Raw genomic sequence first — 13155 nt, 5'->3', positions numbered from 1 at the left:
ATCGCCCAAGTAACGCGGAGTAGGCGTTCGCGGCCTGGATTTATGCGAAATATCGCACAAGTATCGCGTCAAAGACGCTCGCGGCCTGGATTTGTTGCTTTTCTTGGCCTAGCGAGGTCCCGCTTGCTTACAAAAACGGATGCTTCCTCTCCTGGCCAAATGGCGGAGAGAAAGCATCCGTTTTTAATGTGTTATCCGTTCTCAATTTCGCAGCCTTCTGCACTAAACTTCTTCACTGTGGAAGATGCTTAAATGTCAGCGCATTGACTGGCTCCATTTTCAACAACGGCGTCACAAGCGTGGACAGCGCTCGCCGAGGGACCGCTCGAAATCCAATACCATGCTGCTTCGTCGGTCCCCATCCGCACTGCAATTTCCGCATCTGTCCAGCAGTTTAGATTCGATATCTTCGCCGCTACCGATCTTCTCCTTAGCGCTACCGATCCTCTTCCTTCGGAATAAAGTCGTAGATGCTGCCGTCCTCGAACGAGTCGATCAAGCGCAGCAGCCAGCGGTAATAATCGACCGCGCTGCCGATCTTTTCGGCATCCTGTTCGAGGATACGCTGGAGCGTTTCGTTGTCGGGCTGCTGCTCCTGCATCAGCTTGATCTCGCGCAAGGAGCGGAGCAGCACGTTCATATTCATTTCGACGGCTTTGCGCCATTTAATAGAGAAGTAATCCGTGAAATTCTGGTGCCAATCCGGCACGACCTCGTACAAGTCCTTCCGCGATCCTTTTTCCCACACCTTGTTGATCATCTTCAGATCGGTCAACGTCCGCATGCCTGTACTCATCGAAGTTTTGCTCATACCCATGGTCTGGCTCATCTCGTCGAGCGTTACCGGCTTGCCATTAAAGTACATGTTGCCGTACAGATGGCCAATTGAGAGCGTAATGCCGTAGAGATCCATATTTTTGCCGATCGATTCGATCACGCGTTGTCTTATATGTTGAATACGTTGCCTATCCTCTTCGAGTAACGCATCAATGCTATTCATAATACCCTCCTGCTGGCTCAGCCCTCTGCTCGACTATAAGTATTGTAATCATAGCGCTGTGGAAAAGTAAAGACGGACTCACCTATGAAAATCAATGAAATACAGAGTATACGGTACGAAAAGTTTGTAAAGTTTAAACTGTACGTAAATTACGGGGTTATACCGCTTTTGACGCTGAAAGCCAAAAACCATAAACTGTAACCAGTCAAGCGACAGTGGACGAACGCTGTCCAAATCGCCGGATTCGCTGCTCACACACGAGTCCGGCCTACTGTAAAGACAGATAGCGAGGGGGAAGTTATGCCGATTATCGAGGTAAAGAAGCTGACCAAAATATTCGGGTCCGACCCGAAGCGAGCGATTCCTCTGTTGGAGGATGGCTGGTCCAAAGAGAAAATTCACAAGGAAACGAAGCTGACTGTAGGGGTCAATCAAGCCAGCTTTGCGATTGAGGAAGGGCAGATCTTCGTCATCATGGGGCTGTCCGGCAGCGGCAAATCGACGCTGGTTCGTCTGTTGAACCGGCTCATCGAGCCAACGAGCGGCGAGGTGCTGTTCAACGGCGAAAATGTGCTGAAGATGAGCGCGGAGAAGCTCCGTCGATTCCGGCGCAAAAACATGGGCATGGTGTTCCAGAAATTCGCCCTGTTCCCGCATCGCACCGTCATCCAGAACGTGGAGTACGGTATGGAGGTGCAGGGGATGTCGAAGACGGAGCGCCGTCAGAAGGCGATGATCTCGCTGGAGCTGGTCGGACTGGGCGGCTGGGAAAACAGCTATCCTGACCAATTGAGCGGGGGGATGCAGCAGCGCGTCGGTCTGGCGCGCGGTCTGGCCAATGATCCGGACATCCTGCTGATGGACGAAGCGTTCAGCGCACTCGATCCGCTGATCCGCAAGGATATGCAGGATGAGCTGCTGGAGCTGCAATCGAAGATGAAAAAGACGATCGTCTTCATCACGCATGATCTCGACGAGGCGCTGCGTATCGGCGACCAGATCGCGCTGATGAAGGATGGCAGTATCGTACAGATCGGCTCGCCGGAGGAGATCCTCATGCAGCCAGCCAACAGTTACGTCGAGCGCTTCGTCGAGGACGTCGATCTGTCCAAGGTGCTGACTGCCTCGCATGTGATGCGCAAGCCGGAGACGATCACCTCGGAGCGCGGACCGCGCGTCGCCCTGCAGCTGATGCGGGAGCGCGGCGTGTCCAACCTGTATGTCGTCGACAAGGCCAAAAAGCTGGTCGGCGTCATCAGCGCCGAAGACGCCTCGCAGGCCGTCAAGGACGGTCAGCCGCTCGAGAGCATCATCCAGCGCGAGCTGCCGTCTGTCTCGCCGGATACGCTGCTCAACGATCTGTTCGATACGATCAGCACGACCCGATTGCCGGTCGCCGTCATTGATGACGAGCACCGGCTCAAGGGCATCATCATCAAAGGTGCTGTACTGGCCGCGCTGGCGGGCAACACCGTACCGGAAGCAGGTGCGTAAACGATGGATATTCCGAAAATCCCGTTAGCTCAGTGGATCGACTCGCTGGAGAAAGGGCTGAAGACGTATCTTTCGCCGCTGTTTGATTTCATCCGGTTGATCGTCGGACATACGGTAAACGGGCTGGAGTCGTTCCTGCAGCTGTTCCCGCCGCTGGTGTTGATCCTGCTCGTCACTGCGTTGACCTGGTATGTCGCCAAGTGGCGGATGGGGCTGTTCGCGCTCGTCGGCTTGTACCTGATCTACAATCTCGGGTACTGGTCCGGGACGATGCAGACGCTTGCCCTCGTGCTGACAGCGGCGCTGCTGTCTGTGTTGATCGGCGTGCCGATTGGCATCCTGTGCGCCCGCAAAAACGCCGTGCAGAATATCGTCACGCCGATCCTGGACTTTATGCAGACGATGCCGGCGTTCGTCTATCTGTTGCCGGCGATTACGTTCTTCTCGCTGGGCGTCGTGCCGGGCGTGATCGCGTCGATCATATTCGCGATCCCGCCGACGATCCGGTTGACCAATCTGGGCATCCGACAAGTGCCGGGCGAGCTCGTGGAGGCGGCTGACGCCTTCGGCTCAACCGCGTCGCAAAAGCTGTTCAAGCTGCAGCTGCCGATCGCCCTGCCGACCATCATGGCCGGGATCAACCAGACGATCATGCTGTCGCTGTCGATGGTCGTCATCGCCTCGATGATCGGGGCGCAGGGCGTAGGCGCAGACGTCTACCGCGCTGTGACGCAAGCCAAGACCGGCGTAGGGTTCGAGGCGGGCATCGCGATTGTCGTACTGGCGATCGTGCTCGACCGGCTGACGCAAAATGTCGTGCGCAAGAAAAAACAATAGGGGGTAGTTAGACTTATGAAGAAATGGAAACTGGGAATTACAATGGTAGCTATGGCAAGTATGCTGGCGGCGTGTGGCGGCGGCAGTGGAGGCAGCGGCGGCGAGACAGGCAATACAGGCGGCTCGGGCGGCTCCGGCAGCTCGGGAGGCGAGCTGAAGCTGGCTTACGTCGCGTGGGATTCCGAGATCGCCAGTACGTACGTCGTCAAAGAGGTGCTGGAGGAGAAGCTAGGCTATAAAGTGACAATGCTGCAGGTCGACGCCGGGCCGATGTGGGCCGGTATCGCCGATGGCAGCGCCGATGCGATGGTAGCCGCCTGGCTGCCGACGACGCATGCGAGTTATCTGGAGACGTATGGCGAGCGTGTCGAGGATCTTGGCCCGAATCTGGACGGCACCCGGATCGGTCTGGTCGTACCGACGTACATGGAGGATGTCAACAGCATCGAGGATCTGAAAAATACCGACGCTGGCGCGGCGGTCGATTACACGATCACCGGGATCGAGCCGGGCGCAGGCATCATGATGTCCACGGAGAAGGTGCTCGACGACTATGAGCTGCGCGGCGAATGGACGCTGCTGGAGAGCTCCTCGGCGGCGATGGCGCAGCAACTGCAAAATGCTTATGCCAATGAAGATCCGATCATCGTCACCGGCTGGACGCCGCACTGGAAGTTCGCCAGCATGGATCTGAAGTATCTGGAGGACCCGCTCAACGTCTACGGCGGCGACGAGCAGATCCACACCTTCGTCCGTCAAGGCTTGCAGGACGACCACGCCGATGCCTATGCGATGCTCGACAAGTTCAACTGGACGCCGGACGATATGGCCGAGGTGATGGTCGAGATTATGGAAGGCAAGTCGCCGGAGGAAGCGGCCAAGGACTGGGTCGCGGCCAATGACGATAAAGTGAGCGCTTGGGTGGAGTAATCTATTGCCGCAAGCTGAAGGTCAACCCGACATGGGTTGGCCTTTTTTCTTATAGCCGTTCCATATCTCCCTCGTGTCTGGCGCGGAACTGGGTGGGCGTGGACAACATCAGCTTTTTGAACATCCGGATAAAATGCGAGTTGTCGTAGTAGCCCAAGTACTGGGAAATCTCCGGCAACGTCATGTTGGTGTGGAGCAACAACCGGCGCGCCTCCGAAATGCGCAAATAGTGCATAAACTGAATCGGCGATTGACCTGCCACTTCCTTGAACAGGGAGGACGTATAATTGGGCGAGCGGCCGATGAGCGCGGACAAATCCTTGATCTCGACGGGCTGACGGTAATGCTCGAGCAGGTAATGCTCGAGTTTTTTGGCTAGCGTTAGCTTGAATGGCGAGACATCGTTAAGCTCCGCTTCTCTGCTGACCAACAGCAATATTTCTTGCAGCAAGTTCAGGGAAATCATCCGCGTGAGCGATCCCGATCCCTGATACTCCTGATAAAGCTGGGCAAATCGCGTCTTCAAGTAATCGAAATGCCGGATGCGCATTCGGGTTACCGCGCGCCGATCAAGTATTGGAATGTACAATTGACTGTCCGTCTCGTAATCGAACATGACGGTATATTTCTGATGCGGTCCGCTCTCATCGTTGAGGGCCTCGCGTCGAGTCCCCTTAGGGATGAACAACACCTCGCCCTTTCGCACCTCGTGCCTTTGCCCATCCAATTGATAAATGACGACGCCCTGCGTGACGAGCGCCATTACATTCATCGCAAGCACCTGTTCATAGTTGCGCCAAGACGGGATAAAATCATCGAAACTTGCAAGCAGCAATCGAAGCATAGGTCTCTCCACCCCTGTATTTTACTTAGGCGACCGCATAATTTCCAGTCATTTCATAAGCGAATTGTCCAATCGATTGTAGAAACGTACATTGCGGCAGGAATAGCTTTTAATATATTATACAACTATTCCAAGTAATTTAGTATGATTTAATCCAATGTTCAATCTGCGGGGTGAAGTATGGTTCGGCACAAAAAAAACATCCTCTTGCTCATGACCGATCAACATCGGCTGGATCATGTAAGCTATCACGGCGGCGGTCGTCTGGCGACGCCGAACATCGACCGAATCGCCGACAGCGTCGGATTCACCCGCTGCGTCTCCGTCAATCCGGTCTGTTCGCCGGCCCGCTCTGCGCTGCTGACCGGAAAGTACACGCATCAGATCGGCATGACGGCGATGTCGGGCGACCTTTCGCCGCAGCACCCGACCTATTTGCGCGCCCTCCAGGAGCATGGCTACCGCACCATCGGCATCGGCAAGCTGCATTGGCTGCAGGGCTGGAAGTTCGGCACGCCGATCGGGCGAGGCCACCCGTTAACCGATCTCAAGGACGAGATCAGGCAATTCGGCTTCGATGAGGTGTGGGAAGCGGCGGGCAAGCAACTGGTAAGCCGCAATTATTGCGATTATGCCGAGCATCTGGATCGGCAGGGATTACTGGAAGCATACAGGGCGTTTAATGCGCGAAGCGGCACGAATACGAATATCGCCGAGCAGCAAAATTTTACGGGTGAGCCGTTTCCTTTCGGAGAACGCAATTATTTGGATATCGTAATCGGCGACAAGCTGGTGGAGGCGATCGAGCAGGGAGCGGGGGAGCAGCCGTTTTTTCTGCTCGGCTCGTTTGTCGGTCCTCATCCGCCGTATGACCCGCCTGCTTCTTACCTCGAGCAGATCCCGTATGAGGAGGAGGACGACTTCCTCCCCGGCCCGGACGGCTCGCTCACGGATACGACAAAACGCCATTTGTACCGGATGCGTCGGGCGTACAAAGCAATGATCCGGATTATCGACGAGCAAGTCGGCCGACTGTTCGCGAAGCTGGAGGAGAAGGGGATATTAGACGACACCGTCATCTTGTTTGTCGCCGATCACGGCGAGATGATGGGCGATCACGGGCGTGTGCAAAAGCAGTCTCCCATGCGCGCTTCGGTTGTCGTGCCCGCCGCGATCCGACACCCCGATTGGCTGAACGGAGAGCGCAACGACTCTCCGGTGGAGCTTACGGATCTGACGGCGACGATCCTTGATGTTGCGGGCATCGATCCGCAGCAGGCGCTGAGTAAGGACTGGCCGGCTTTTCACGATCGGGTGCCCTGTCGTTCGTTGCTTCCGATCGTCGCCGGGGAGGCGGGGCGAGTGCGGGACTACGCATTCTCGGAATGCGCAGGCCAATGGCAGATGATCCTGTCGGAGCGCTGGAAGTATGTGCGCTCGCTGCAGTACGACGATCCCGACCGCGTGCCGGAGCAGCTATACGATCTGCAAGAAGACCCGGATGAGCAACGAAATGTGATCGAGCTTCCGCAATATCGGGATGCGGCCCAATGGTGCCGGCGAAGACGGGACTTCGTGCTCGATCGCACGCCCCCGGCGCAGCTGCGATGGGCGCCGATTATAGAAGCGTGAGACGAACTGAGGAGGATTAACAGGTGAAGAAACTTACATTATTGGCCTTGTCTACATTGTTGGTGGCAGGGGCGGCCGGCTGCGGCAATGCGAACCAGGGCGCACAGTCGGAGTCGCCCCCGGCAACCGGATCGGCCGCGCCGGCGGATACGACTCATGATGCGTCCGCAGATACGAGCAAGAAGTTGACGATCAGCCTTCTCGCGCCCAGCTACGCCGGCGGGGGCTGGCAAGGCGACAATGCGGTGGTGCAGCGGCTCAATGAAAAGCTGAATATCGATTTGCAAATTCAATGGGTGCCCGCATCCGAGCTTGCGGAGAAACAAAATGCGATGGCGGCGTCCAACAGCTTCCCGGATGTTTTCTTCGTTCAGCAAAACGAGTTCATCAAATGGCGGGACAAAAACATATTCCTCGACGTCAAGCCGTATGTGGAAAAATATCCAAACTTCACGACGTATTTGACCGAGGAAGGTCTTAAAATCGAAAACCCATCCGATCATTACTATGGCCTCCCCTATTACATCCAGGACACAAGAGATTCCTTGGCCGTCCGCAAGGATTGGCTGGACAAGCTCGAATTGAGTGTGCCGACGACGATTGAGGAATTCGGACAGGTGGCCACGGCATTCGCGACGGAGGACCCGGACGGCAACGGCAAACAGGATACGAGCGGCTTTTCCTTCGGTATCACGAACGGCAAGTTCAGCGGTATTTCGCCGATTCTGGCTGCCTTTGGACTGGGCAACGAGTGGTATCAGTCGGGCGACGGCTTAGTGAACTACAAGACGCAGACGGAGGAGTTGAAGTCCTTCGTCGGTTTCCTTCGCGAGCAGTACGAGAGCGGCGGGCTGGACAAGGATTTCGTCACTAACAAGAACAATGATCACAAGGCGAAATTCGTGGCAAGCACGGTAGGAATCGCGGAATACGTTCCCGGCGAGCTGTTCACTACGTCGTTCCCGAATTTGCAAAAAACGCATCCCGATGCCCGGATCGAGCAGGTGCTTCCGCCAGTAGGGCCTACAGGCAAGCAGGGGACGAGCACATTGCCGATGACGGCGAAGATTGTCATTCATAACGGAATCGAGCAGGAGAAGCAGCAGCGCATCCTGATGTTGCTCGATTATATGCTCTCGGACGAAGGCTATGATCTGATCAAAAATGGCGTGGAGAATGTGCACTGGACGTCTGAAAACGGCGCATTCAAGAAGCTCGATGCTTACGATACCGATCGCCCGCAGCTGCTCTCGACCTGGTTTTTCCGCCGCGCCGACCCGCTGATCCAGATGCATAAGTGGGAGGAGCAGACGCTGATCGACCAACTTCAGCAATGGAACGACAACAACGCCAAGTACGCATGGCCCAACCCTGCCGCAGAGGTCGTCTCCGAGGTGCAGTCGAAGCTCGCCCCGAGCCTGGACGAGAAATGGATAGCGACAATTACGAAAATCATCGTCGGTCAGGCTCCGGTGGAGGCGGTCGATCAAGCGGCAGCCGACTGGCTGAAAAACGGCGGAGACAAAATAACGGCCGACATCAATGAGCAAATCAAAAAGCTTCAACCCTAAGGAGGGGGAGGATCAAACGTCATGCATTCTGCCTGGAAACGCGGCTGGCCGATCTATTTGATGATACTTCCGGGACTGCTGTTTTTCATCGTGTTTCGTTACCTTCCCATGGGGGGGCTGGCGCTCGCCTTCAAGGACTATGACCCCTTCAGCGGGTTTTCGAGCAGTCCTTGGGTCGGTATCGCTCATTTTCGGAGGCTGTTCACGGAGCATGACTTTTGGATCATTTTGCGCAATACATTTGTGCTAAGCGGCATCAATCTGTTTTTCTTTTTCCCGATACCGATCGCCATGGCTATTTTGCTGCATGAAGTGAAGCTGCCGTGGGTCAAAAAATTCGTCCAGACGACGATTTATATTCCTCATTTTGTATCGTGGGTTGTCGTCGCCGGCATTACCGTCGTCCTGTTCGCTACCCAGGACGGCGGCATTAACAGGCTGTTGGCGGAACAAGGGCAACCGCGCATCGAGCTGCTGACCGATCCGTCTTACTTTCAGGTGTTGTTCTTGTCGCAGAACATCTGGAAGGAGATGGGGTGGGGCACGATTATATTTCTGGCCGCATTAGCGTCGGTGGACCCGGGGTTATATGAAGCGGCTTATGTCGATGGGGCGGGGCGCTGGCGGCAGCTATGGCATATCACCTTGCCCGGTTTGCGGACGATCGTAATCGTGATGTTTATTTTGCGATTGGGGCAGGTGATGGACGTTGGCTTTGAGCAAATTTTGCTGCTGCAAAATGCGCTGAATCTGGGCGTCTCGGATGTGTTCGATACGTATGTGTACCGCAACGGCATTCAGCAAGGGGAATTTGGCTTTACGACGGCGATGGGACTATTCAAGTCGGTGGTCGGGCTTGTGCTTGTCTTAACCTTCAACCGATTGGCCAAGAAGTTCGGAGAAGAAGGGGTTTACTGACATGAGGAAAAAATTCAATCTCTTATCCGACGGCTTGATTTATCTGACGCTCCTTCTCATCGTGTTGTTTATCGCGCTTCCCTTTTCCTATATTTTGTTCAGTTCATTTGCGTCGAACGCCGAATATTATGCGCGAGGATTTTTTATTTTTCCGCAGAAGTGGACGATCAACGCTTACGGCTATTTAATGATGAATGAAAATTTCATGCATTCGTACCGCAATACCTTCGTCCTGACCGTGTGCGGAACGGCGATCAGCCTGGCCTTCACCTTGTTGATGGCGTACGGGCTGTCGAAGCGCTGGCTGCGCGGGCGGCGATTTTTGAATATCCTTGTGCTGTTTACGATGATATTCCATGGCGGCATGATTCCGACCTATCTCGTCGTACGCGAGCTTGAGCTGCTGGACAGCTACTGGGCGATTTATTTGACGGGCGCTATTTTTCCGTTTTTGCTGATCATTATGCGGAGCTTTTTCGCTAGCTTCCCTATGGAGCTGGAGGAGGCGGCGCGGATAGACGGCTGCGGCGAACTGCGATTGCTGCTTCGGATCGTGCTCCCGTTGTCCGTTCCTTCCGTCGTCACGATTGCCTTGATGTACGCCGTTGCGCACTGGAACAATTATTTTCAAGCGATCCTGTACTTGAACAATGCCGCCAAATGGCCGATTCAGTCCTTCTTGCGGCAGTTTCTGCTCGATAGCGATACCGGCATGCTGCGCTCTGTCGGAGGGTACGAATACGGGCCGCCGGTCAAGATGGCCGCAGTCGTCGTCACGGCGCTTCCTCTGGTTCTTTGTTATCCGTTCTTGCAGAAGTATTTCAACCAGGGGATGATGATCGGATCGGTAAAAGGATAAGCCGGATAAGGGGAAGATCAATCGATGAGAAATGTGCTGATGATCTCGACGGATCAACAACAAATGAAGGCGATGGGCTGCGCCGATCCGAGCTATCGGACGCCTCGTCTGGATCAATTGGCCGCGATGGGCGTCCGATTTACGGGGGCGATCAGCGCTTCGGCGCAATGCACGCCATCGCGGGCGGCCTGGATGACCGGCAAATACCCGCACAAAGTCGGTGTCAACAATATTGGCCATGTGCTCGATCCGCAGGAATGGGGAATTGCCAAGGCATTTAATGCCTATGGATACGAAACGGTCTACTTCGGCAAGTGGCATCTCGGCTTGACGCCAGCCGATCATCACTTTCAAGTGACGGACTACCGCACAGACGGACTGGAGCTTGACGGAGCCCGCGAGGATTCGCGCTTCCATAGCCATCGAGATGCCGTTACGACGACGCAGGCGTTGAATTACTTGGCGGATTACGAAGGAGACAAGCCGTTTTTTATGAAGGTATGCTGGTATATGCCCCATCCAAACACGCCGGAGGATCAGCCGTTCGAATATCTGCCCTCCTATGCAGCGTCGTTCCCGCTGGCGGAGATGCCGGTGCCGGACAGCTTCTATGCCGACGATCTGTCCACCAAGCCCGCGTTCCAGAAGCAGCGGGCAGAGAAGGCGGAATCGCTCCTGACGGAAGCTATCGTCCGAAGAGACGCGCAGCGATACCGCGCGATGCTCGCTTTGATGGATCGGAACCTGGGTCGGCTGCTCGATCAGCTGGAGCGGAAGGGACTGCTGCGCGACACGGTGATCCTGTTTACGAGCGACCATGGCGATATGCAAGGCGCGCACCGGTTGCGATTAAAGGGTGTGCTCCCGTATAAGGAACTGTACAATGTACCGATGATTCTCTATGTTCCGGGGCACGAGCCGCACAGAAAAATTATTCCCGACTTGCTTTCCTCGGCAGCGGTGCCGGGAACGCTGCTTGCAGCGGCCGGTCTGCCGGTGTCGGAATCGTTTGAAGCCGGCTCCTTTTTGCAGCTGCTCGACCGCACGGAGCGTCCGCCGGAGGAGGCGGTGTTTTTTGAGCATTACAAGGCGTACTGGGGGTTCCATCCGTTCCGCGGCATCCAGACGGCCAAGTGGAAATACGTCTTTTATTATGAAGAGGAGCTTGAGGAGCTGTACGACCTGGAGGCCGATCCCGATGAGATAGTGAATGTGGCGTCGGCGCCTGCCCATGCTGCCATTCGCAGCTCGTTGAAAAGCCGGGTTGATCAATGGTGGGAGGAGACGGGAGGACTGACGCGCGAACCGATCGTAGATCCAACTAATCCGTGGGGAAGGGATGTTTAAATGAGACTGTTATTTCTGGATCTGGATTCGACGAGTCCAGATCATCTCGGCTGTTACGGGTACCACAGGAACACGTCGCCGAACATCGACAAGATCGCCGCAGAAGGCGTCCGGTTCAACAATTACTATACCTCCGACGCCCCGTGCGCTCCGTCCCGAACGGCGCTTATGAGCGGGAAATTCGGTCTGGTGAACGGCTTGGTAGGGCATGGCGGAACGGCGGGTGACATGAAGCTCGAAGGGCGGGAACGCGAATTAATGGGCAAGCTGTCCTGCGGCGGCTCGCTTCCCTCTTACTTGAACCTGGCGGCTAATATGAATACGGTGCTGATCAGTCCGTTTGCGCAGCGCCATTCGACCTTTCATTTTTACGCGGGGTTCAACGAGATCCTCAACACAGGCCGGTACGGCAATGAGTCGGCGGAGCATGTGACGCCGGTCGCGCTGGACTGGATTCGGCGGAATGCGGATAAGGACGACTGGTTTTTGTACATTAACTATTGGGACCCGCATACGCCTTATCGCACTCCGGCAGAGTTCGGCAACCCCTTCGAGCAGGAGCCGCTGCCGGAGTGGCTGAATGAGCAGACGCTGGACAACCATAAGCAAATGGTCGGCTCGCACTGCGTACATGAGCTGAACATCGATTTCCGACACAAGACCTACGATAACCGGTCGTCTCTGCGTTATCCGAGACATCCCGGAGAGATTCGGGATATGGCCGATTTGCGTCGAATGATCGACGGATACGATTGCGGAATTCGTTATATGGACGAGCATATCGGCCGCTTGTTCGCCGTCTTGGAGGAGCTGGGCGTGATGGAGGAGACGATCATCGTCATCTCTGCCGATCATGGCGAGAACATGGGACAGCTCGGCATCTACGGCGAGCATGCGACGGCCGATCAGGGCACTTGCCGAATACCGATGATTATTCGTTGGCCGGGGCTGAAGCAGGGCATCGTCGACGACGGCTTGCACTACCATCTCGATCTGTTGCCGACGTTAGCGGCGCTGCTGGGACAGCCGCCGTATCCCGAGTGGAATGGCGTCAGCTATGCGCCTGTCCTGCAGGAGGGAACGGACAGCGGCCGCGATTATCTCATTGTGTCGCAATGCGCCCATGTCGCACAGCGAAGCGTCCGTTTTCGGGAATGGATCTATATCCGCACCTACCACGACGGGTTCCATCTGTTCGATCAAGAGATGCTCTTCAATCTGGCGGACGATCCTTACGAGCAGCGCAATGTCGCAGCCGAGCATCGGGAGCTGTGCATGGAAGCCGTCTACTTGTTGACGCAGTGGCATGACGAGATGATGAAGGCCAACAACGACGCAACAGACCCGTTATGGACAGTGCTGAAGGAAGGCGGTCCGTTTCATGCCAAAGGCTATCTGCCAGGCTATATGAAGCGTCTCGAAGAGACGGGAAGGGGGCATCTGGTGCCGGAGCTGGTCCGCCGACATCCCCAAGAGTTCCCCGCCGGGCCGAGCCCTGCCGCAGGTTTTTTACAAGCCAAGATCGGAGCCCGAATGTCGGGCGAATAGGAGGCGTTAAAAGGTGCAGCACCCATCCACGAAGCCTAACATCTTATGGATATCGCTCGAGGACGTCAGCCCGCGATTCGGCTGCTACGGCGACTCGCTTGCCCGGACGCCCCATATCGACAAGCTGGCCGAGCAAGGCACGCTGTACCGGCAGGCGTTCGCGACGGCTGCGGTC

Annotated in this window: 12 protein-coding genes; 10 read left to right on the top strand and 2 right to left on the bottom strand. The window is 55.8% G+C overall.

All coding sequences use genetic code 11. From position 1 onward, the window contains the following. Positions 1-436 precede the first annotated feature (436 nt). Positions 437-1000, bottom strand: coding sequence for a GbsR/MarR family transcriptional regulator (locus PA598K_RS28340; RefSeq protein ID WP_128660167.1), 564 nt, complete (start codon positions 998-1000; stop codon positions 437-439). Positions 1001-1300: 300 nt separating this feature from the next. On the opposite strand from PA598K_RS28340, the gene PA598K_RS28335 reads away from it, so the two are divergent. The 3 genes from PA598K_RS28335 to PA598K_RS37440 are packed head-to-tail and all read left to right on the top strand — an operon-like array spanning position 1301 to position 4261. Next, on the top strand, positions 1301-2494 hold the full coding sequence (locus tag PA598K_RS28335; protein ID WP_128660166.1) for a quaternary amine ABC transporter ATP-binding protein: 1194 nt from the start codon (positions 1301-1303) through the stop codon (positions 2492-2494). 3 nt (positions 2495-2497) lie between these two features. Next, positions 2498-3331 carry an ABC transporter permease gene (locus PA598K_RS37445; RefSeq protein WP_128660165.1) on the top strand — a complete coding sequence of 278 codons (834 nt, stop codon included), beginning with the start codon at positions 2498-2500 and terminating at the stop codon, positions 3329-3331. A gap of 15 nt (positions 3332-3346) precedes the next feature. Then, positions 3347-4261, top strand: coding sequence for a glycine betaine ABC transporter substrate-binding protein (locus tag PA598K_RS37440; protein WP_128660164.1), 915 nt, complete (start codon positions 3347-3349; stop codon positions 4259-4261). A gap of 49 nt (positions 4262-4310) precedes the next feature. Here the strand turns inward: PA598K_RS37440 and PA598K_RS28320 are convergent, their stop codons facing one another. Then, a complete protein-coding gene (locus PA598K_RS28320) occupies positions 4311-5105 on the bottom strand; it encodes a helix-turn-helix domain-containing protein (protein WP_128660163.1) in 795 nt (264 codons plus the stop codon). A gap of 180 nt (positions 5106-5285) precedes the next feature. Here PA598K_RS28320 and PA598K_RS28315 point away from each other — a divergent pair, with 180 nt between their 5' ends. The 7 genes from PA598K_RS28315 to PA598K_RS37435 form a co-directional block, all read left to right on the top strand. Continuing rightward, positions 5286-6737, top strand: a complete 1452-nt coding sequence (locus PA598K_RS28315; RefSeq protein WP_128660162.1) for a sulfatase family protein — start codon at positions 5286-5288, stop codon at positions 6735-6737. Between the two features lie 23 nt (positions 6738-6760). Next, entirely contained in the window at positions 6761-8308 is a 1548-nt protein-coding gene (locus PA598K_RS28310; RefSeq protein WP_128660161.1) for an extracellular solute-binding protein, read from the top strand. A gap of 21 nt (positions 8309-8329) precedes the next feature. Beyond that, a complete protein-coding gene (locus tag PA598K_RS28305) occupies positions 8330-9226 on the top strand; it encodes an ABC transporter permease (protein WP_128660160.1) in 897 nt (298 codons plus the stop codon). 1 nt (position 9227) lies between these two features. Beyond that, a complete protein-coding gene (locus tag PA598K_RS28300; RefSeq protein WP_128660159.1) occupies positions 9228-10085 on the top strand; it encodes a carbohydrate ABC transporter permease in 858 nt (285 codons plus the stop codon). 24 nt (positions 10086-10109) lie between these two features. Next, on the top strand, positions 10110-11432 hold the full coding sequence (locus PA598K_RS28295; RefSeq protein WP_128660158.1) for a sulfatase family protein: 1323 nt from the start codon (positions 10110-10112) through the stop codon (positions 11430-11432). Beyond that, the gene (locus PA598K_RS28290; protein WP_128660157.1) at positions 11433-12980 is read left to right on the top strand and encodes a sulfatase family protein; all 1548 of its coding nucleotides are present in this window, start codon (positions 11433-11435) and stop codon (positions 12978-12980) included. Positions 12981-12993: 13 nt separating this feature from the next. Then, a partial coding sequence (locus PA598K_RS37435) for a sulfatase-like hydrolase/transferase (protein ID WP_148092002.1) occupies positions 12994-13155 on the top strand: 162 nt, incomplete at its 3' end.

Source organism: Paenibacillus sp. 598K (genome assembly GCF_003851045.1).
GTDB lineage: Bacteria > Bacillota > Bacilli > Paenibacillales > Paenibacillaceae > Paenibacillus_D.
Note: the sequence above shows the minus strand (reverse complement) of the source record. Positions and strands in the feature narration are given on the sequence as shown.